General features: G+C 75.1%; 18 protein-coding genes. 4 read left to right on the forward strand and 14 right to left on the reverse strand.

The features are described 5' to 3' along the window. Window positions 1–3: 3 nt before the first annotated feature. From egtC to O7611_RS15165, 5 genes are all read right to left on the reverse strand, one after another. Window positions 4–750, reverse strand: a complete 747-nt coding sequence (egtC, locus tag O7611_RS15145) for an ergothioneine biosynthesis protein EgtC (RefSeq protein ID WP_194799313.1) — start codon at window positions 748–750, stop codon at window positions 4–6. A 9-nt stretch (window positions 751–759) separates the two neighbouring features. Continuing rightward, window positions 760–2,067: an ergothioneine biosynthesis protein EgtB gene (egtB, locus tag O7611_RS15150; protein ID WP_194799312.1), complete on the reverse strand. Its 1,308-nt coding sequence runs from the start codon at window positions 2,065–2,067 to the stop codon at window positions 760–762. Then, window positions 2,064–3,299 carry an ergothioneine biosynthesis glutamate--cysteine ligase EgtA gene (gene egtA, locus O7611_RS15155; RefSeq protein WP_194799311.1) on the reverse strand — a complete coding sequence of 412 codons (1,236 nt, stop codon included), beginning with the start codon at window positions 3,297–3,299 and terminating at the stop codon, window positions 2,064–2,066. Before egtA ends, egtB begins: the two co-directional genes overlap by 4 nt. A 154-nt stretch (window positions 3,300–3,453) precedes the next feature. Further along, window positions 3,454–4,197: a hypothetical protein gene (locus O7611_RS15160; RefSeq protein ID WP_269697087.1), complete on the reverse strand. Its 744-nt coding sequence runs from the start codon at window positions 4,195–4,197 to the stop codon at window positions 3,454–3,456. A 19-nt stretch (window positions 4,198–4,216) separates the two neighbouring features. Next, a complete protein-coding gene (locus O7611_RS15165; protein ID WP_194799309.1) occupies window positions 4,217–4,852 on the reverse strand; it encodes an RNA polymerase sigma factor in 636 nt (211 codons plus the stop codon). A gap of 507 nt (window positions 4,853–5,359) precedes the next feature. Here O7611_RS15165 and O7611_RS15170 point away from each other — a divergent pair. Then, entirely contained in the window at window positions 5,360–6,745 is a 1,386-nt protein-coding gene (locus tag O7611_RS15170; protein WP_269697088.1) for a serine/threonine-protein kinase, read from the forward strand. Window positions 6,746–6,806: 61 nt separating this feature from the next. On the opposite strand, the gene O7611_RS15175 is transcribed toward O7611_RS15170, so the two are convergent. The 5 genes from O7611_RS15175 to O7611_RS15195 form a co-directional block, all read right to left on the reverse strand. Then, on the reverse strand, window positions 6,807–9,287 hold the full coding sequence (locus tag O7611_RS15175) for an ABC transporter permease (RefSeq protein ID WP_194799307.1): 2,481 nt from the start codon (window positions 9,285–9,287) through the stop codon (window positions 6,807–6,809). A 5-nt stretch (window positions 9,288–9,292) separates the two neighbouring features. Beyond that, entirely contained in the window at window positions 9,293–10,057 is a 765-nt protein-coding gene (locus O7611_RS15180; RefSeq protein WP_194799306.1) for an ABC transporter ATP-binding protein, read from the reverse strand. Window positions 10,058–10,205: 148 nt separating this feature from the next. After that, a complete protein-coding gene (locus tag O7611_RS15185; protein ID WP_194799305.1) occupies window positions 10,206–10,868 on the reverse strand; it encodes a response regulator in 663 nt (220 codons plus the stop codon). Beyond that, the gene (locus O7611_RS15190; protein ID WP_269697089.1) at window positions 10,865–12,079 is read right to left on the reverse strand and encodes a sensor histidine kinase; all 1,215 of its coding nucleotides are present in this window, start codon (window positions 12,077–12,079) and stop codon (window positions 10,865–10,867) included. Before O7611_RS15190 ends, O7611_RS15185 begins: the two co-directional genes overlap by 4 nt. Before the next feature lie 50 nt (window positions 12,080–12,129). Then, window positions 12,130–12,825, reverse strand: coding sequence for a DUF305 domain-containing protein (locus O7611_RS15195; RefSeq protein ID WP_194799304.1), 696 nt, complete (start codon window positions 12,823–12,825; stop codon window positions 12,130–12,132). Window positions 12,826–12,963: 138 nt separating this feature from the next. Here O7611_RS15195 and O7611_RS15200 point away from each other — a divergent pair, with 138 nt between their 5' ends. Beyond that, window positions 12,964–14,415, forward strand: coding sequence for an LVIVD repeat-containing protein (locus O7611_RS15200; protein WP_194799303.1), 1,452 nt, complete (start codon window positions 12,964–12,966; stop codon window positions 14,413–14,415). Between the two features lie 111 nt (window positions 14,416–14,526). Beyond that, entirely contained in the window at window positions 14,527–14,970 is a 444-nt protein-coding gene (locus tag O7611_RS15205) for a hypothetical protein (protein WP_269697090.1), read from the forward strand. Here O7611_RS15205 and O7611_RS15210 read toward each other — a convergent pair. Both O7611_RS15210 and O7611_RS15215 read right to left on the reverse strand, forming a co-directional pair. After that, entirely contained in the window at window positions 14,924–15,916 is a 993-nt protein-coding gene (locus O7611_RS15210; protein WP_269697091.1) for a carcinine hydrolase/isopenicillin-N N-acyltransferase family protein, read from the reverse strand. The two genes, O7611_RS15205 and O7611_RS15210, sit on opposite strands and share 47 nt — an antisense overlap. Before the next feature lie 48 nt (window positions 15,917–15,964). Beyond that, the gene (locus O7611_RS15215; protein WP_194799301.1) at window positions 15,965–16,438 is read right to left on the reverse strand and encodes a DUF1203 domain-containing protein; all 474 of its coding nucleotides are present in this window, start codon (window positions 16,436–16,438) and stop codon (window positions 15,965–15,967) included. A gap of 122 nt (window positions 16,439–16,560) precedes the next feature. Here O7611_RS15215 and O7611_RS15220 point away from each other — a divergent pair, with 122 nt between their 5' ends. Next, window positions 16,561–17,436: a transglutaminase domain-containing protein gene (locus tag O7611_RS15220; RefSeq protein ID WP_194799300.1), complete on the forward strand. Its 876-nt coding sequence runs from the start codon at window positions 16,561–16,563 to the stop codon at window positions 17,434–17,436. 6 nt (window positions 17,437–17,442) lie between these two features. Here O7611_RS15220 and O7611_RS15225 read toward each other — a convergent pair whose 3' ends face one another. Together O7611_RS15225 and O7611_RS15230 are read right to left on the reverse strand one after the other, a co-directional pair. Next, window positions 17,443–19,053, reverse strand: a complete 1,611-nt coding sequence (locus O7611_RS15225; protein WP_194799299.1) for an asparagine synthetase B family protein — start codon at window positions 19,051–19,053, stop codon at window positions 17,443–17,445. Window positions 19,054–19,057: 4 nt separating this feature from the next. Further along, complete coding sequence (locus O7611_RS15230; RefSeq protein ID WP_269697092.1) at window positions 19,058–20,014, reverse strand: hypothetical protein; 957 nt, start codon at window positions 20,012–20,014, stop codon at window positions 19,058–19,060. Window positions 20,015–20,105: the final 91 nt, after the last annotated feature.

A 20,105-nucleotide genomic window follows, 5' to 3' on the forward strand; every position in this document is an offset into this window, starting at 1 on the left:
TCGTCAGGCGGCGGTCGTCTCCCGCACGTCGAGCCCGCCCGTGGTCGCCACCACGAGCCGGCCGTCCGGCACGGCCCGCCAGGCCGGGTCGTCGTCGAACGGTTCGGACGCCAGCAGCACCGAGTCCGCGCCGCGGCGCACCGACAGCGCGTGCCCGGCCGTGCTCGCCACCACCGTCGTACCGTCGGTGAGCAGCAGGTTCAGCCGCGAGCCGGGAGCGGCCGCGGTCACCGCCGCGACGGTGTCCGCCACCGCCTCGTCCGGCGGCACGCCGGCCCGCAGCCGGTGCCGGACCAGCGCCCACAGCAGCGCCGAGTCGGTCGGCACGTCCAGGGTGATCAGGTCGCGGACGGGCAGGCCGGCGGCGAGCGGGACCAGGCTGTCCGGCCAGCCCCGCACCACGCCGTTGTGGCTGAACAGCCACCGCCCCTCGGCGAAGGGGGCGGCGGCGGTCTCGTGCAGCGGCATGCCGACGGTGGCCGAGCGGACCGCGGCCAGCACCGCCCGCACCCGCGTCACGGCGGCCAGTTCCGGCAGCGTGGTGTCGCTCCACATCGGCTGGGCCCGCCGGTAGCGGACCGGGTCGCCGTCACCGGGATACCAGGCGACACCGAAGCCGTCGGCGTTGATGGTGCCGCCGCCGCGCATGTCACGCGGCGCCCACGACTGGCGCAGCAGCCCGTACGGCGGGTCGAACAGCAGGCTGGACAGCAGCACGGGTGGACCGAGGTACGCGAGGTGACGGCACATCGGGCCGGCTCACTCCTCCGGGCCGGCGTCACGGGCGCAGCGGAAACCGCTGAAGATCTGCCGCCGGATCGGGTAGTCCCAGTTGCGGAACGTGCCCCGGCAGGCGGATCGGTCGGTGCCGAACGAACCGCCCCGCAGCACCCGGTGGTCGTCCCCGAAGAAGACCTCCGAGTACTCCCGGTACGGGAACGCGGTGAAGCCCGGGTGACCCCGGAACGGCGAGGAGGTCCACTCCCACACGTCGCCGACGAGCTGGTGCACGCCCAGCGGCGAGGCGCCCGCCGGGTACGCGCCCACCGGCGCCGGCCACAGGTGACGCTGCCCCAGGTTGGCGTGCTCGGTGCCCGGATCCTCGTCCCCCCACGGGTAGCGCCGGGACCGGCCGGACGCCGGATCCCAGCGGGCCGCCTTCTCCCACTCCGCTTCAGTGGGCAGCCGCTTGCCGGCCCACGCCGCGTACGCCTGCGCCTCGTGCCAGCAGACGTGCACCACCGGCTCGTCGTCGCGTACCGGCGACCAGCGGCCGAACCGGCGGTACGCCCACCCGTCCCCGTCGCGCCGCCAGTGCATCGGCGCGCTCAGGTCCGCCTCGACGCGGTGCCGCCAGCCCGCCTCGCTCCACCAGCGCGGCTCGTCGTACCCGCCGTCGGCGATGAACGCCCGGTACTGACCGTTCGTCACCGGCGCGGCGTCGATGACGTACGCGGGCAGGTCGACGGTGTGCGCCGGGCGCTCGTTGTCCAGCGCCCACGGGTCGGTGGAGGTGCCCATGGTGAACGGCCCGGCCGGCACCCGTACCTCGCCGCCGACCCGGGCCCGGGGCTCCGGCGGGGGCGGCGCGTCCAGCACCGGGGCGCCCGCGCGTAGCTGGTGGGTGGCGAGCATGGTCTCGTCGTGCTGCTGCTCGTGCTGCACGATCATGCCGAACGCGAACCCGTCGGCGACGAGCGGACGCTCGGTGAAGCGGATGCCGTCGAGCAGGTCGAACACCTTGTCGCGGACCGTACGCACGTAGGCGCGGGCCTCGGCCGGCGGCAGCAGCGGCAGCGCCGGGCGGTCCTTGCGGGGCTGCTTGAACGCGTCGTACAGGTCGTCGATGTCGTGGCGCACCGGTTCGCGGCCGCCGACGTCGCGGACCAGCCACAGCTCCTCCTGGTTGCCGACGTGCGCCAGGTCCCAGACCAGCGGCGACATCAGCGTGGAGTGCTGCCGCACCAGGTCGTCGTCGTCCACCGCGTCGGTCAGCAGCGCGGTACGGGCCCGGGTCCGCTCCAGTTCCGCGGCGATCCGGTCGCGTAGTCGCTCGATGGTGGTCACCGGTGTCCCCTCTCCGCGGCGGCGCGGTGCCGCCGGATCGCTCGATCGGTCTCGTCGTGGATGCCCTCCGGCAGGCCGAGCCTCGGCAGGGCCGTCAGGGCCAGGTCGAACAGCGCCGCCGCGGCGCTCGCCAGCGGACGCTCGGCCAGCCCGCACCGGGCCGCCGCGCGCCACCGGTCGGCGACCGGGCCGGCCGCCGCCAGCGCGTCCCGGGTGGTGGCCGGGTCGGTGAAGAGCGACGTGAGCACGGCCAGCGGCACCGTCCACTCCGGGCCGGGCTGGGTGTCCAGGTAGCGCAGCTCCAGGTAGCCGCGCGGGCGGACCGGCGGGAACAGCGTGCTGAGGTGGTATTCCAGGTCGCCGGTGGTGGGCGGGCGGGGCAGTGCCCCGGCCAGCCAGTCGGCGAACGTGACACCGGGCGGCGCGGTCCAGTCCGGGCCGTCGCCACGTACGCACAGCAGCGGCGCGGCGAGCGCGTACCGGGTCCAGGTCGCCACCGGGTCCTCGTCGGCGCGCTCGGGCGACCAGACCGGACGGGTGCGGGCCGGGTCGATGGCCAGCCAGGTGGCCATCCGGGCGGAGGCCCAGCCGGTGCGGCGGCCCGCGTGCCGGTCGGCGGTGGCGAAGGCGGCGAGCAGCGGCGGGCCGACGGCGTGCGCGGCGGCCCAGCGCTGCGCCAGGTGCTCCGGCTCGCCCGCGTCCAGGCAGACCTGGAGCCCGGCGGTGCTGTACATCATCGCCCGTCCCGCCGGGCCACGCCGGTCGAAGGCGCAGCGCATGGCGCGGTACCGGGGGGTCTCCACGACGGGCCGGGGAAGGCGCCACGGGTCGATGCCGCTGCGGCCGAGCACCAGGCCGGCGGCGTCGAGCCGGGCCCGCAGCTCGGCGACGTCGGCCTCGGTGGCCAGGATGAGGGCGCCGACCGACGATCGCGGCGTCGCGGAGATCTCCACCTGCCCGCCGGGCTCCACGGTCACGGCGCCGCCGTGCCGGAGCTCGTCGGCCGGGCTGGTGGGGTCGAGGGTCACCGGGCTGTGCCGCCCCAGCGCCTCGCGTAGTCGCTCGCGGTCGACCGGCCGGGCCGGGTCCGCGGCGTCGTGCACGGTCCATTCCAGTTCGACGCCGACGAGTGCGGGTGGGCCGGTCTTGAAGCAGATCCGGGCGAGGTGGCCCCGGGCCGCCTCCTCGTCCCCCAGGACGACTGCGCGGTCCAGGTCCGGCGACATCACCACGGGACGGCTCCTCCTCGGCGATGGGCGACGACGTCGTCGCGACGCGCCGGCCGGGACGGCACGGCACGCCGCCCCACCATCCTCTGTCTAGCAGACGAGATCCGCTTGCCCGGAGAGATGAATTTTTGTCCGGAATCTGATTGCGCCGCGCCGCTCAGTCGTCCGCTTCCCGGCCCGGGCGCTCGGGCTCCGGCGCGTCGTCCGGGCTCTCCGGCGACGCGCCCACGAGGTTGCGGCAGTAGCTCTCCACCTGCTCGGGGCCGCCGGCGGCGGCCACCAGGTCGGCGAAGCCCGGCTTGGTGAGCGCCTTCTCCCGCTGTCGTTCCGGCTTGGCCAGGTAGGCGCGGCAGTGGCCGGCCAGGCTCGCCCCACCGTCCGGGGGCGCGGATGGCCGGCCCTTGGCGCTCGGCGTGCCGGACGGGGCCGGCACCGGCGGGGACTCCGCGCCGGACGCGTCACCGGCCGGCGTGCTCGGTGCCGGCCGGGACGGCCCGGTGACGGCGGGGCCGGTCCCCGTCGGTCCGGCGCCGGTGGGGGCGGCCGTCGTCGCGGGCGGCACCACCGGCTCCGGGTCGTGGTCCAGGCGCACGGCGGCGAACGCCACCCCGGCGACGGCGGTGGCGGCGAGACCGGCCAGCGCGGCGGCGATCCGCAGGCGCCGGCGCGGGCGCGGCGCGATCACCGGCGCCGGCGCGGTCCCGGCGCGGGCCGCCCGGAAGGCGGCGAGCGCCTGCTCCTCCCCGGCGACCTCGTCCGGGCCGGCCGGTCCGGCCGCAGCGGACAGCAGCCGGGTCAGCGGGTCGGCGTCGGCGCCCGGCGGCGTGCCGGCGCGAGCGGCGTCGAGCAGCCGGTCGGATTCCGCCCGGTCGGCGGGCCCGACGGACCGGCGAGCGTGCATGCCGTCGTCTCCCCTCACGTCAGCCCTCCGCCGGTTCGGCCTCGGGCGCGTGCGGCACCTGGCGCTCGGTCCGGGGACGCGGCGCGACGGCGTCCCGGGTGTCCGCCGGCGCGGCCTGCGCCGCCGAGCGCTCCAGCAGCGCGGCGAGCCGGCGCAGGCCGCGGTGCGCGGCGGTGCGCACCGCGCCGGCCCGCCGGCCCAGCACCCGCCCGGCGGTCTCCGCGTCCAGGCCGATGACGGCCCGCAGCATCACCGCCTCGGCCTCGGCCGGCGGCAGCGTACGGATCAGCGCGAGCGCGCTCTCGGTAGCGATGGCCTCACCGGCCCGGTCGGCGGTGTCGACGTCGGCGACCAGGTCGTTGAGGGCCTGCACCGGCACCGGCACGGAGGGCCGCCGCCGCTGCCGGCGCAGATGGTCCATGGCCCGGTTGCGGGCGATGGTGACCACCCAGGCGCGGAACTCGCCACCGGTGAACGACGGCAGGTCGCGGGAGATCTGGAGCCACGCCTCCGAGGCCACGTCCTCGGCGTCGGCGCCGACGAGGGCGGTCAGGTAGCGCAGCAGCGCGGGTTGCAGGCTGCGGTAGAGGAACCGGAACGCCTCCTCGTCCCCCGCCTGCGCCGCGGCGACCGCCTCGTTCAGTTCGGCCGTCACGCGCGCCGCCCCGGCCGGATGACGACCCGGAGCCGGGCGTCAACGGGTGCCAGTGACCACACCGCCATCCGCACTCGGCCCCCCGGTGAGCTGAATCAGGCACCCGCACGAGGGTGCGGTGCGCCGTGGACACTGCCGCGCGGCACGGGCGTCGGCGGGACATACCGTACCGGCGTCCGGGTGCGGCCGGGAGTCGGGCCGACGCCGGGGCGGGCGGGTCGCGTCGGCAAGCCTCCGCACGGCGGAGAAACAGAGAGAAATGTCTACCTGCATCACCGGCGTGTCGGGGTAACACCGACGGCGGTCGCGACGCTCCCCGGATCGGAACCCCGCCGGGGGCGGCGGGCCGCGAGCGCGGGGGCGCGTCACTTTCTGGCCGATCGTACCGGGTCGATCACGATCAGCCGATCGGCGTCCCGGGTGCCGGACACCCGGCCGAACGGCCGGCCGGACCGGCCACGGATATCGCGGGAAATACTTCGCGCCTGCTGTGGGTACGGTATGGGGGTGCTGTCCTCAGACGTCGTACTCAGCGGTCGGTACCGCCTCGATGACCGTGTCGCCACCGGCGGCATGGGCGACGTCTGGCGTGCCACCGACCTTGTCCTCGGTCGCCCGGTCGCGGTGAAGGTGCTGCTTCCCGCCCTGGTGTCCGACCCCGACTTCATCGCCCGGTTCCGTTCCGAGGCCCGGATCATGGCCTCGCTGCGCCACCCCGGCGTGGTCCAGGTCTTCGACTGCGGCGAGGACGACCTGCCCGGCGGCGGCCGGGCCGACTACCTGGTGATGGAGTTCGTCGCCGGTGAGCCGCTGTCGCGGCGGATCGAAACCGCCGGACAGCTCGAGGTCGCCGAGACCATGTCGATCGTGGCGCAGGTGGCGCAGGCGCTGCACGCGGCGCACGGCCGCGGCATCGTGCACCGGGACGTGAAGCCGAGCAACCTGCTCGTGCAGGACGACGGCACCGTGGTCCTGGTCGACTTCGGCGTGGCCCGGTCGACGAACGTCACGAGCATCACCAGCACGAACGCGGTGCCGGGCACCGCCCTCTACATGGCGCCGGAGCAGGCCGCCGGCCGGCCCGTCTCGGGCGCCACCGACGTGTACGCGCTCGGCGCCGTCGCGTACTGCTGCCTCACCGGCAGCCCGCCGTTCACCGGCGACAATCCGCTCCAGGTGGCCGTACGCCATCTCGACGACGAACCGCCGGAGCTGCCGGCGGAGATCCCGGCGTCGGTGCGGGAGCTGGTCTCCCGCGCGCTGGCCAAGGATCCGGCCGACCGTTACCCGAGCGCCGCGGCGATGGCCGACGCGGCGCGGGCCGCGCGTACCGACTCGCCGACCGCGACGGTGGCGCTGCGCGGCGCGGCGGGCTCGGCGCGGTCCCGCGACGACCAGCCGGCGGTCCGCCCGGGCGCCGCGGTGGCGACGTCGCGGCGGCGGGGCCGGCGTGGCACGCTCGTCGGCGCGCTGGGCGCGGTGCTGGTGGCGATGGGCGCGCTGGGCGCGCTCGTGGCCGCCGCCAACGACACCGCCGAACCGGCCACGAAGATCGACAAGACGGCGCCCGCGGTGGCGCCGAGCGACCCGGTCGCGGAGCCGGTCGCCGACGAGCCGTCGGCCGACGACGAGTACACCTACCGGCCGGTCGGCCCGGGTGGCCGGCCGTCGGCCACGCCCTCGGTGACGCCGAGCACCTCGGCGACCCCGTCGGCGCAGCCGAGCGTGACCGACGAGCCCGCCCCGTCGGCCGAGCCGAGCAGCACGCCGTCGAGCGCGCCGACGACGACGGCACCCACCACGGCGCCGGCACCGGACCCGACCACCGCCGACCCGGGCACCGGCACGGGCGGCGGTGGTGACACCGGCGGCCAGCCGGCCACCCAGCCCTGACTCACCACGAGCCGGCCCCGCACACGGCGGAGCCGGCTCGTCCGTGTCCGGGCGGCGGTGCTCAGTCCGCGCCGAGCGACGCCACCACCGGCCGGGACAGCGCCCGGCGGGCCGGCAGGACCGAGGCGAGCAGCGCGGCCACCACCGCCACCGCGACGATCAGTCCGATCCGTCCCCAGGGCAGCACCAGCGTGAAGTCGCCGCCGATGCGGGCCACCACTGCCATCGCCCCGGCCGCCGCTCCGGTGCCGAGCGCGATGCCGAGCAGCGTGCCGACGAGCGCGGTGAGCACCGCCTCGACCGCCAGCACGCCCCGCATCCCGGCCCGGCTCAGTCCGACCGCGCGCAGCACCGCGGTCTCCCGGGTGCGTTCCACCACCGACAGGCTGAGCGTGTTGGCGACCCCGACCAGCGAGATCACCACGGCCAGGCCGAGCAGCGCGGTGACGAACCCCAGCACCATGTCGACGGTGCCGGTGAGCATCTTCTTGTACGCGGCCTGGTCCATCACGTTCACCGTCGGATAGCGGGCCAGCACCGACTCGACGGCGGTCCGGGCGGCGTCGACACCCACCCCGGGGGCCGGGTCCACCTCGGCCAGGTAGCCGCGCTCGCTGGGGAACATGGCGGTGAAGTCGGTGTCCAGCACGTCCACCAGGTGACCGGCGGGCACCGGGCTGCCGGCCAGGACCGGCTCCTCGTCGGCCACCACCGCGACGACCCGGAACGGGCGGCCGGCGAGCGTGATCGCGGAGCCCGCCGTCCAGCCCCGCGCCGCGGCCAGCTCGCGGTGCACCAGCACCGAACCCGGCCCCAGGTCCGCCGGGTCACCGGCGTCCACCGCCGACAGCGTGCGCCGGACCAGCGCCGGATGCGCGGCGCGCAGCTGCACGTCGCCGACCACCCGGCTGCGCTGCTCGTGCACCACACCCAGCTCCGGGCGGGCGGCCAGATCGTCGGCGACGGTGGCCGGCAGGTCGCCCCCGATGCCGGTGACCAGGAAGTCCACCCCGATCCGGGCGTCCACCGCGCGTTCGATGCCGGACTTGACGCTCGCCGCGCCGACGACGAACGCGGAGACCAGCCCGATGCCGATCACCATGGCCGTCGCGGTGGCGGCGACCCGGCGCGGGTTGCGCACCGCGTTCGACACGGCCAGCCCGCCGGTGGCACCGAACGCCGCGCGGAACGGCCCGCCGAGCACCCGTACCAGGGCCGGCACCAGCACCGGGCCGAACGCCACGATGCCGCCGAAGGCCAGCAACGCGCCGGCCGCGACCAGCACCACCTGGCCGGTGGCACCCGCGCCGGCCAGCGCCGCCACACCGGCGGCGAGCGCCAGCGCGCCGACCGCCAGCCGGACCCGCCCGGCCGGGCGTACCGGGTTGATCGCCGCGTCGGTGAGCGCGGCAACCGGGGCGACGCGGGTGCCCTGCCAGGCCGGCAGCGCGGCCGACGCCACGGTGAGCAGCGTCCCCAGCCCCAGCGAGAGCAGCAGCGTCCGCGGGGTCAGGGTGAGCCCGCTGCCGAGCGGCGCGCCGGTGCCGGCGAGCAGGACGCCGAGACCGCCGGCCACCGCCGCGCCGGCCAGCACCCCGGCCGCGGAGGCGAACAGGCCGGTCACCGCCGCCTCGGACAGCGTGGCCCGGTAGATCTGCCCCCGGGTGGCGCCGACCAGGCGCAGCAGCGCGGTACGCCGGGAGCGCTGGGCGAGCACGATGGCGAAGGTGTTGGCGATCACGAAGCCGGCCACCACCACCGCCACCGCCGCGAACGTGCCCAGCAGCATGCCGAACTGCCGCAGGTCGCGGACCGCGTCGTCGACTGCCGCGTCGAGGATGGCGTCGCGGTCCCGGACCGTCACGTCCGGTCCCAGCACGGCACGGATCCGGTCGGCCAGCGCGGCCGTGTCCACCCCGGGCCGCGCCGCCACCATGATCCGGCCGTAGCCCTTCTCGCCGCTGACGGTGAGCGCGTCCGGTCCGATCAGCCCGATGTACGGGCCGCCGACGTCGCGGGAGCTGCCGTCCACGTCGACGGTGCCGACCAGGGTGTACGGGCGGGCCGCGCCGTCCTGCCCGCCGATCGACACCGGCCCGCCGACGGTGAAGCGCTGCTCGGCGACGGTCTCGTCGTCGAGCACCACCTCGCCGGGGCGCTGCGGCAGCCGCCCGGCGACCACGTCGTAGGACTGCAGGTCCGTCTCGGTGGGGATCGCGGCGAGGACCGCGTACCCGAGCACGGGACGGCCGTCGCGGCCGACCACCCCGGCGGAGCCGGTCAGTTCGCCCGCGGCGGCGGCCACCCCGTCGACGGCGCGCACCCGGTCCACGAGCGCCGGGGGCAGCGGGCTGGTCTCGGCGTACGCGGCCAGGTCGGTGTGCCTGTCGAACTCACCGGCCCGCTCGTACGCCCCGGCGCGCATGCCGTCGATGAACATCAGCGTGCCGGCGACGAACGCGACGCCGAGCACGATCGCCAGCGAGGACAGCAGCAGGCGCAGGCCGTCGGCGCGGACCTGGCGCAGGGTCAGGCGCAGCATCCCGGTCACCGCCCCGCCGGGGTCACGGCCGGGTCGAGCCGGCTGAGCGCGTCCCGGACCGCGCCGACCGTCGGCGCGTGCAGTTCGTCGACCAGCCGGCCGTCGGCGAGGAAGACCACCCGGTCGGCGTACGCGGCGGCGGCCGGGTCGTGGGTGACCATGACGACGGTCTGGCCGAGCGTGTCGACCGCCTCGCGCAGCAGCCGCAGCACCTCCGCGCCGGAGCGCGAGTCGAGGTTGCCGGTCGGCTCGTCGGCGAAGATCACCCACGGCCGGGTGATCAGGGCGCGGGCCACCGCGACGCGCTGCTGCTGGCCGCCGGACAGCTCCGCCGGGCGGTGCCCGAGGCGATCGGTCAGGCCCACCGCGGCCACCACCTGACGCAGCCAGGTCGCATCCGGCCGGCGGCCGGCGATGGCCAGCGGGAGGACGACGTTCTCCTCGGCGGTGAGCGTGGGCAGCAGATTGAACTTCTGGAAGACGAAGCCGATCCGGTCCCGGCGCAGCCGGGTGAGCCGCCGGTCGTCCAGGCCCGTCAGGTCGGCGTCGCCGATGTGGACCGCCCCGGCGGTCGGCCGGTCGAGGCCGGCGAGGCAGTGCAGCAGTGTGGACTTGCCGGAGCCGGACGGGCCCATCACGGCGGTGAACCGGGCGGCGGCCAAATCGAGGTCGACGCCGTCGAGCGCGACGACGCGGGACTGGCCGGCGCCGTACTCCTTGCGCAGCGCGCGGGCGGCGAGGGCGACGCCTGTGGTCGGTGGTGCGGACACTGTGGTGCTCCTGTCGGACACGGTCTGAAGACAGTTCCGACGCTAGGCCCGGCACCGCTGAGTCGATCTCCACCTGCGCGCTCGACCTCGGTGCGACCACGGTCGTCCCCCACCGGGGGAACCCGTACGACCTGAGACGTACGGCCGGTCAGCCGCCGGGCGTGACCAGGCCGCTCTCGTACGCCAGCACCACCGCCTGGACCCGGTCGCGGAGCTGGAGCTTGGCCAGGATGCGGCCCACGTGGGTCTTCACCGTCGCCTCCGCGACGTGCACCCGGGCGGCGATCTCGGCGTTGGAGAGCCCCTGCGCCACCAGCAGCAGCACCTCTCGCTCCCGCTCGGTGAGCTGGGCCAGCCGGGGGTCGGTGGCCGGCGCGGGACCGAGCTGCCCGGCGAACCGGTCGAGCAGCCGCCGGGTGATCGACGGTGCCACCACCGAGTCGCCCTGTGCCACCACCCGGATCGCCGCCATGAGTTCCTCCGGCGGCACGTTCTTGAGCAGGAACCCGCTCGCCCCGGCACGCAGCGCGGCGAACGCGTCGGCCTCGGTGTCGAACGTGGTGAGCACCAGCACGCGCGGGCCCCCGGCCGGCCGGGCGCAGATCCGCCGGGTCGCCTCCACCCCGTCCATGGTCGGCATCCGCAGGTCCATCACCACCACGTCGGCCTCGATCCGGTCCAGCACCCGCAGCGCGTCCGCGCCGTCGATGGCCTCGCCGACCACCTCCAGGTCCGGCTGGGAGTCGAGCACCATCCGGAACCCGGCCCGCACCAGCATCTGGTCGTCGACGATCATCACTCGCACGGTCACGCCGCCGCGCTCCCTTCCTCGGTGCCGGCGCCCGCCGGCAGTGGCAGCCGCGCCTGTACCCGCCAGCCACCGGCGAGTGTGGGTCCGGCGGCGAGGCTGCCGTCGTACACTCCGACCCGTTCCCGCATGCCGACCAGGCCGTGCCCGCCGGACGGCGCCGGCCGGACCACCGGAGCGCCGCCGCCGTCGTCGACCGCCCGGACCACGACGGCGTCGGCGGCCCAGTCCAGCGTCAGCTCCACCGACGCGCCGACGCCGGCGTGCTTGAGCGCGTTGGTCAGGCTCTCCTGCACCACCCGGTAGAGGGTCAGCTCCAGGCCGGGCGGCAGCGCCCGCGGTGTGCCGGCGCCGCCGCAGGTGATCCGCAGCCCGGCGGCGCGGAACCGGTCGAGCAACGCGGGCAGCTCCACCAGCGCGGGCCGCCGGTGCGCCGGTTCGGCGGCCGGCTGGTCCGCCGGCGCCGGCTCCGGGCGGTCCGGTTCCCGGAGTACGCCGACCAGCCGCCGCATCTCCTCCAGCGCCGCCCGGCCGGTGTCGGCGACCACCTTGGCCGCCTCCCGGGCGGTGGCCGGATCGCGGTCGAGCGTGAACCGCACCCCGTCGGCCTGCACGATCATCACGGCCATGCTGTGGGCGACCACGTCGTGCAGCTCACGGGCGATGCGAGTGCGTTCCTCGGCGACGGCGGCGCGCGCCTCGGCCTCCCGTTCCCGTTCCAGCGTGGCGGCGCGTTCCTCCAGGCTGAGCACGTAGAGCCGGCGGGTCCGCAGGTTCAGCCCGGCCAGGAAGACCGCGCCGACGATCAGGGTGTAGAAGACCGCGCCCATCCACCAGGGACCGGTGCCGGGCGTCTGGAGCGCGGCGAGCACCCCGCCGATCAGGGCGACGATCCCGGCGGCGATGCCGTCGCGGAGCCGGTCGGCGTACTTGACCACGCTGTAGAGGGCGATCAGCACGGCGATGTCGTAGCTGAGCGGGCCCCAGCCGGCGATCACCTGGACCAGCGCGAGCGCGGCCACCAGGGCGCCGACCGCCGACGGGTGGGTACGCCGGAGGAACAGCACCGCTGCCATCGCCAGGCCGACAGCGGTCGCCGGGATCCCGGTGTGCCCGGCGACGAAGCCGGACAGCGCGAAGAACGCGACGAGGCCGCAGACTGCCGCGTCGAACGCGACACCCCGCAGCGGTCGACCGAGGATCAGGCGGTTCACGACCTCCCAGCCTAGGCCCGCCCTTCGCCCCTCCCCCGCCCGCTCCCAGGTCAGCGGGTCAGGAGGGCCTGCATGCGGCTGATCTCGGCGGACTGCTCGACGGCCACCGAGGTGGCGAACTCCTGCATCGGCTGGTCGACGCCGACCTTCAGCAGGTCGGTGGACATAACGATCGCGCCCCGGTGGTGGTCGGACATCATCTGCACGAACAGCTTGTCGAACGCCGTGCCGCGGGCGTCGGCGAGCCGCCGCATCGCCTCCGGGGACTGCATCCCGCGCATGCTGCCGTGGTCGTGCCCGGGTACGTCGGCGGGCAGGTCGCGCGTGCTGAGCCAGGCCCGCAGCAGGCCGACCTCCGGCCCCTGCGCGGCACGGATCCGGTCGGCGACGGCGCGCACCCGTGCGTCGGCGGCGCGCCCGGGCGCGAGGGCGGCCATCTCCAGGGCCTGCTCATGGTGCGGGATCATCATCCGGACGTACCAGACGTCGAGGCTGTTCCAGCGCGGCGTGGTGGCGCCCCGGACCTGTTCGGCCGGGCGGGTCGCGGCGGGCTCCCCCGGGCGCCCCGGCACCACCACGGGCGGCGCCGACCCGGCGGCGCTCGCGCTCGGCGCGGCCGGCGCGGCGGTTCCGGCCGCCTCCGGGGTACGGGTGTCCTCGCGCCCGGTCAGCGCCAGTGCGCCGACCACCAGGAGGGTCACCAGTGCTGTGACGCCCACCCACACACGCGCCTGCCGGCTGGTCATACGACGCCTCCTCCGGTCAAGGTGAAAGCGATCCTATCCATAGACGAAAGTTCCCAAGTGTGACCCAGCTCACATTGATGACCGTCTCAAATAGGTAAGGTGTGGCGAATCATGACCCCCTTTCGAAGGGCGTTGCCGATGATCAGCCTCCGCACGTCCCGAATCCGGACCGTCAGCCTGGCCGCCGCCGGCCTGCTGCTCGCCGGTGTGTTCACCGCGCCCCCGAGCAGCGCGCAGGAGATCCCCCGCGCCCAGGCCGCGCCGGCCACCGTGGACAACGCCGTCCCCGGTGTCGACGAGATCTCCAGCAGCCCCAACCTGCGCCAGGTGGCGAACCTGCCGAAGCAGGCGCCGTTCGACACCACTGCCGCCCTCGGCACCGACATCGCCTTCCAGGGGCGGTACGCGTTCGTCGGCAACTACGACGGGTTCGTCGTCTACGACGTCTCCCGCCCGAACCGCCCGGCGATCGTGTCCCAGGTGCTCTGCCCCGGCTCGCAGAACGACATCTCGGTCCACGGCGACCTGCTGTTCCTGTCGACCGACTCCTCCCGCAGCGACGACTCCTGCGCCAGCACCACCCAGCCGGCGTCGGTGAAGGAGTCCTGGGAGGGCATCAAGATCTTCGACATCCGGGACAAGCGCAACCCGCGCTACATCAAGTCGGTGGAGACGGCGTGCGGCTCGCACACCCACACCCTGGTGCCCGGCAAGGACAAGCGGAACGTCTACCTGTACGTCTCCTCGTACAGCCCGCGGGCCGAGTTCCCGGACTGCCAGCCGCCGCACGACTCCATCTCCATCGTCAAGGTGCCGGTGAAGAACCCGACCACCGCCTCCGTGGTCGCCACGCCGAACCTGTTCCCGGACGGCGGCTACCCGGGCATCCCGGGTCAGTCGTCGGCCACCACCGGCTGCCACGACATCACCGCGTACCCGTCGAAGGACCTGGCCGCGGGCGCCTGCATGGGTGACGGCATCCTGCTGGACATCAAGAACCGTGAGGCGCCCCGGGTGATCGAGCGGGTCACCGACGCGGAGAACTTCGCGTTCTGGCACTCGGCCACGTTCAACAACGCCGGCACCAAGGTCGTCTTCACCGACGAGCTGGGCGGCGGCGGCGCGGCCACCTGCAACGAGGTGGTCGGCCCGAACCGCGGCGCGGACGCCATCTACGACATCACCGGCCGCGGCGACGCCCGCAAACTGGAGTTCCGCAGCTACTACAAGATCCCCCGGGTCAACGCCGACACGGAGAACTGCGTGGCCCACAACGGCTCGCTGATCCCGGTGCCCGGCCGCGACATCATGGTCCAGGCCTGGTACCAGGGCGGCATCTCGGTGTGGGACTTCACCGACTCGCGCAAGCCCAAGGAGATCGCCTACTGGGAGCGCGGGCCGCTGGACGCCTCGCAGCTGCGTACCGGCGGGTCGTGGTCGGCCTACTGGTACAACGGCCACATCTACTCCAGCGACATCCAGAAGGGACTGGACGTGCTGGAGCTGCGTGACCCGCGCACCTGGCTGGCGCAGTTCCTGCTGGTGCCCGAGCTGAACGTGCAGACCCAGGCCGGTTACCTGAGCTGGTGACCCGCTGACCCGTCCCGGGCCCGGCGCTCCCCTCGCGGGACGCCGGGCCCGGTGCGTGCGGCGGCCCGGAAACCCCTGGCCGCGCCGCCCGGCGCGGGCAATGCTGTCCGCGTGAAGCGGTACGTGAGCGACCCGCTCGACGGCGCCGCCGTCGTGCTCGTCGGGCTCTTTCCGGCCAAGGACAAGGACTACGAGGCCCGCCTCGACCGGCTCGCCGCCGTGGCCGAGGAACGCGGCGCCCGGGTGGTGGACCGGTTCGCGCAACGCCGAGGCGTCTCCGATCGGTGGCACGCGCGTCCCGGCGGGGCTGCCCGGATGTCCCGGCCCTTCTCCCGCCGGACACTGCTCACGCACGGCCGGATCCGCGAGATCGCCGACGCGTGCCGGGAGGCTGGCGTCGACGCCGCCATCTTCGTGAACACCCTGACGCCGGTCCAGCGGACCGTGCTCGCCGACCTGCTGGGCTGCCTCGTGATCAGCGGCGACGACCTGGGCCGGAGAGGCCGGGTCAGCTCATCGGCAGCCGGTAGTCGCGGGTGCCGCCGCCGGCCGTGACCACGCGCACCTCGCCGCTGCGCAGCCCGTACGTCACCGACCAGCGGGTGTGCGACTGACGTACCGCGTTCAGCAGCCGCAGCGCACCGGCGGCGTCGACCACCCCGCCGGTGCGGTCCAGCTCCTTCGCCAGCACCCCGTACCTGCGGTCCTGGCGCAGTTCCCGGTCCGGCACACCGACGGCCGGCACGTTCGTCAGCGCCTGCCACGGGCCGCTGCGCCGGTCCACCGTCATCTTCCCGTCGACGAACTCCACCACCGCGGACGCGCCGGTGGCGTCGGCCAGCAGGTAGTGCAGCGGCGGCCCGCCGTCGAAGTCCAGGTTGTAGCGCTTGAACACGGCGACCGCCTCGTCCACGGTCGCGGCCGAGTCGAGCACCAGGCGCAGGATGCGCACCGAGCCGACAGTCGGCAGGCCGGGCACCGGCTCGGCGCGGGCCCCGTCGTCGGCGGCCAGCCCGACCGCGAGACCGCGCTCGTTCATGCCGTCGAACGGCAGCAGCGGCGCGTCCAGCAGCCGCCGGTCCCCGGTCGGGTCGGCGGACACGCCCAGGTACGAGATGTCGACGAGGGAGATCGAGGCGTACCCGTCCGGCGGGTCGGTGCGCAGCACCAGCGCGGGATTCGGCTCCCAGTCGAAGTTGCGGGCGAACAGCGGGCGCTCCCGGTCGGCGAGCGCGGCGAACAGCGAGCAGCCGAACGGGCTCGGCGGCGTGGACCCGGCCAGCCCGGCGGTCGGGTCGTAGTCGCCGTCGTACGTCATCTCGTACATCGGCAGATCGTCGATCTTGCGGAGGCTGGCCAGCGTCCGTTCGACCTGGCCCGGGTCCTGCCGCGAGGAGGTCGGCGAGCCGGCCGCGGCCGGTGGGTCGGACCGGCGGCTCTCCCCGCAGGCCGTGGCGAGCAGGAGCAGCGCGAGCCCGCCGGCGATGAGGGTCCTCCGCATGACAGCGACGCTAGAAGAGGCGTGCGCCGATGTCCATCGGGGACCCGGTCAGCTCCGCACGACAGCGAACATCCAGCAGCCGTACACCACGTTGCGGCTGTGCAGCTGGTCCACCGCCGGGTCGGCGAACAGCTCCGCGATCACCGCCTCCGGATCGCCGCCGTCGTGTCGCCGTCCGCCCACGATGCGGCCCCGGCTGTCGTACGCGCGCAGCACCTGCTCCCGTCCGCGCCACCGCGACGGGTACGTCGTCACGTCGTCCGGGCCGGCGCAGCCGGCGGCGTGCGCGAACACCGGCCCCACCTCGCGGTACGGGCCGGGTGGCAGCGGCGGGGCGTACCCGAACAACAGCAGCGCCTCGTCCGGCCGGGCGTCGCGCAGGCAGCAGCGCAGCGGCTCGCCGCCGGTGGCGCGCCGGTGCTCGGGCGGCTGGCCGGTGGCGTCGCGGCCGGTGCGTCGCAGCTCGGCGAGCGTGCCGGCGGGCAGCGGGCGGATTCCGAACGCGGTACGGGTGGTCGTCACGGTCCCAGCCTGGCGCGGCCCCGGCCGCGGCGCTGGCGGCGATCGGACCTGGCGCTCGGGCGCCGCGAGATTGCGCGCCGAGCGGGCACCCGCCGGCCGCGTCCCACGCCGACAATGGCCGGATGGACGTCGACGACTACCGGACCCACTCGCCGTACAGCGATCCCCGTCACCACGCGGCGCTGCTCGACGCCGTGCCCGCCGACCTGCCGACCGTCGCGGCGACCGCCCGCAACGTGATCGTCCACTACCGCGCCGGCGGCGTGGAGCTGCCGGACGTCCGCCAGGCCGAGGTGAACCTGCGCTGGATGGACCGCATCCTCGACACCGACCAGTCTCGGTTCCCGCTGCCGCTGACCGCCGAGCGCCCGGCCGCCGAGCGGGTCGCCGGCTGCTGCCGGGACCACACGCTGTTCACCGTCGCGGCGCTGCGCGGGCACGGGATCCCGGCGCGCAGCCGGGTCGGGTTCGTGAGCTACTTCGCCCCGGACTGGCACCACGACCACGTGCTGGCGGAGTGGTGGAACGGCGAGCGCTGGGTCTGGTCCGACCCGGAGCTGGACCCGGCCGGCGAGCAGCCGTTCGACGGCTACGACATCGACCCGGAGGCGGGGCACTTCGAGTCGGCGGCCCGGGTGTGGCTGGCGTACCGGGCGGGCCGGATCGACCCGGACACCTATGGCGTCGACCCGTCGCTGCCGAGCCGGGGCGACTGGCTCGTCCACGCCTATGTGCTGCTGGAGCTGGCCCACCGGCACAAGGACGAGGTGCTGCTCTGGGACGGGTTCGGGGCGATGACCGAGGACCTGACCGGCGTCGATCTCACCCTCGTCGACGAGGTCGCCACGCTGCTGGTGGCCGCCGACCGCGGCGACGCCGCCGCCGGGCGTGAGCTGGCCCGGCGGTACGCCTCGGACGCCCGGTTGCGTCCGGGCCCGACGGTGCACTGCATGGACCCGGTCTCCGGGGTGGCCGCCGACGTGGACCTGCGACGCTGACCGGGCTCACCCGGGCAGGGGCGCCTCGTCGCCTCGGGTGCGGCGCGGGTTGACCAGCCGGCGGACCATCGGCGCGGCGTTCCACCGGGCAGCGCCGACCAGGTCCCGGGCGTGTTCCAGCACTGTGTAGTCGGGCCGGGCGATGCCCTCGGCGATGGCCCGGTCGAGGTCGTTGCCGCAGCGGGTGAGCACGCTGTCGAAGTCCCGGCGGACCGGTTCGAGCAGGTCGTAGCCGAAGGAGCGGTGCAGCCGGGCGAACAGCGGCTTGTAGAGGCGGGCGCGTTCGTGCAGTCCGGACGAGTACGACATCGGGTTCTTCGGCCGCTGCCGCACGTAGGAGGGCAGCAGGTCGGCGAAGGCCCGCCGGACGATCCACTTCTCCTGCCCGTCGCGCAGTTTCAGGTCCAGCGGCAGCCGCATGGCCAGTTCGACGACGCTGAGGTCGAGGAACGGCACCCGGGCCTCCACGCCGTGCGCCATGCTGGCCCGGTCCACCCGCTGCAGCTCGGTCCGGCACAGGTTGCGGATCTTGTGCAGGAACAGCCGTCGGGACCGCTCCGGCCCGACCTGGTGGTACATCGGGTACCCACCGAACAACTCGTCGGAACCGTCGCCGGTGAGCACCACCCGGACGCCCAGCTCGCGCAGCCGCCGGAAGATCGGCACCGAGACGACGGCGTTGATGATGTCGCCGTACTCGGTCAGCTCGGAGATCCGGATCGCCTCGCGGACGTCGGCGAGCCGGATGTCACGCGGCCGCAGCTCGATCACCTCGTGCGGGACGCCGAGGTCGGCAGCGAGCCGCCGGGCGTACGCGACGTCCGGGCTCTCCGGCACGCCGATGGTGACCGCCACGCAGTCCGGGTGCAGTTCCCGGGCGTGCAGCAGCGCCAGCGAGCTGTCCAGGCCGCCGGAGAGCACCACGCCGACGGTGAGGTCGGTGTCCAGCCGGGCGCGCATCGCGTCGGTCAGCGCGACGCGGACCAGCAGGGCCGCCTCGTCCGGGTCGTCGATCACCGGCAGGCCGTCGCCGAGGGTGAGCAGGTCGACGTGCGGGCCCAACCGGACCGGCCGGCCGGGCTCGACCCAGCCGTGGTGCCCGGGCGCCACCTCGCCGATCGGCGCGCCGTGCCCGACCAGCGCCTTGACCTCGGAGGCGAGGTGCAGGCAGCCGGGCAGGCGGGACCAGTACAGCGGCTTGACGCCGAGCGGGTCGCGGGCCAGGTACGCCCGGCCGGTGTCGCGCTCGACGATGACGAACGCGTACTCGCCGCGCAGCCGGCGGACCGCGTTCTCGCCCCACTGGCGGAACGCGGCGAGCACCACCTCGGTGTCGCCCGCGGTCCTGAACCGGTGCCCGAGGCGGGTCAGCTCGGCGCGCAGCTCGTGGTGGTTGAAGACCTCGCCGTTGAAGCAGAGCAGGTGCCGCTCGTCCGGCGACATCCACGGCTGGACGGACCGTTCCCGGTCCACGATCCTCAGCCGCCGTACGCCGGCGAGGAGGCCGTGTTCCTGCCGGGTCTCGGTGACCTCACCGCGCGGTGCTAGCGCGGCGAGCATCCGCCGGAATGTTGCCGGGTCCGCCTCGGGGCCGATGCTCAGCGCGATGCCGCACACCGGGTCACACCCCCATCTCGGCCTCGTACGCCCGCCGGTAGCGGCGGCGGACGGCCGGGGCGAGACACACGTGCCAGGCCTGTCCCTCGTCGACCACGTTCACCTCGCCCGCGTCCTGGCGGGCCAGCAGCAGCCCGGCCAGCGCCGGGCGGGCACCGAAGCGGTCGTACCACTCCAGTTCGACGTCGGCGGCCCAGCCGAGGCAGTGCCCGCTGGGCACCATCGCCGCGTACCCCAGGCGGCGCAGCCGGTACTGGTGCTCGGCGCTGCGGGCCAGGCTGGTCACCCAGAGCGGTGGCGTGCCGGCCGGCGCGGTCGCGGTGAACTCGCGGGCCAGGTCGTTGAGGAACGCGATCATCTCGCGGCGGGCCCGGCGGAACAGCAGTCCGGCGGTACGCGGGGTGGCGTCCGGGCGCAGCCGCCGCCGGACCGCCCGCAGCCCGCGTCCCACCACTGTGGCGGGCTGTTCCTGGTATCGGAACTCGACCAGGCCGCGGCGGCGCAGCCATTCCAGGTCGACCAGTTCGGTGCTGGTGCGGACCTGGTCGTCGGTGAGGAACGTCGGGCTGTCCCGCCACCAGAGCACGTCGACGCGGGAGAGCAGGTAGATGCGGACCAGCGCGGTGAGGTCCTGCGCCGAGCTGCGCGCGTTGGGCTGGTAGCGGGCCATCTCCAGCAGCAACGTCTCCCGGGCGCCGATCAGGCCCTGCGGCGTGGCGTCGAGGACGGCGGCGACGGCCGGTTCACGCAGGCGCTGGTCGAGCAGCACCTGGCGGGCGGTGGTGGACGGCGCGTCGGCGAGCGCGCCCACCTCGACCAGGAGTTCCGCCACCGCCGCCCGGTACGCGGACAGGTCCGGCTCGGCGCCGGCGCGCCGGCCGCCGGGCACCCGCCGGGCGGGAGCGGTGGACGTGACGGCGGGACCGGGCTGGCGACCTGGGCTGCGGCTGGGCACTCGCATGGTCTCCGTCCCCTCTCGTTCAGGACACGGCGTGATTGGGCCTGCACACACCGTAAAGACCGGAGAAGGCGCGATTCCTCCCATCTCCCCC

Source organism: Micromonospora sp. WMMC273 (genome assembly GCF_027460285.1).
In the GTDB taxonomy this organism is placed as follows: Bacteria; Actinomycetota; Actinomycetes; order Mycobacteriales; family Micromonosporaceae; genus Micromonospora; species Micromonospora aurantiaca.

Bases quoted from the DNA above. Each gene is read 5' to 3' on its own strand.
- egtC (WP_194799313.1), bottom strand. From the start codon at position 750: ATGTGCCGTCACCTCGCGTACCTCGGTCCACCCGTGCTGCTGTCCAGC.
- O7611_RS15160 (WP_269697087.1), bottom strand. From the start codon at position 4,197: ATGCACGCTCGCCGGTCCGTCGGGCCCGCCGACCGGGCGGAATCCGAC.
- O7611_RS15175 (WP_194799307.1), bottom strand. From the start codon at position 9,287: ATGCTGCGCCTGACCCTGCGCCAGGTCCGCGCCGACGGCCTGCGCCTG.
- O7611_RS15195 (WP_194799304.1), bottom strand. From the start codon at position 12,825: ATGACCAGCCGGCAGGCGCGTGTGTGGGTGGGCGTCACAGCACTGGTG.
- O7611_RS15200 (WP_194799303.1), top strand. From the start codon at position 12,964: ATGATCAGCCTCCGCACGTCCCGAATCCGGACCGTCAGCCTGGCCGCC.
- O7611_RS15210 (WP_269697091.1), bottom strand. From the start codon at position 15,916: ATGCGGAGGACCCTCATCGCCGGCGGGCTCGCGCTGCTCCTGCTCGCC.
- O7611_RS15220 (WP_194799300.1), top strand. From the start codon at position 16,561: ATGGACGTCGACGACTACCGGACCCACTCGCCGTACAGCGATCCCCGT.
- O7611_RS15230 (WP_269697092.1), bottom strand. From the start codon at position 20,014: ATGCGAGTGCCCAGCCGCAGCCCAGGTCGCCAGCCCGGTCCCGCCGTC.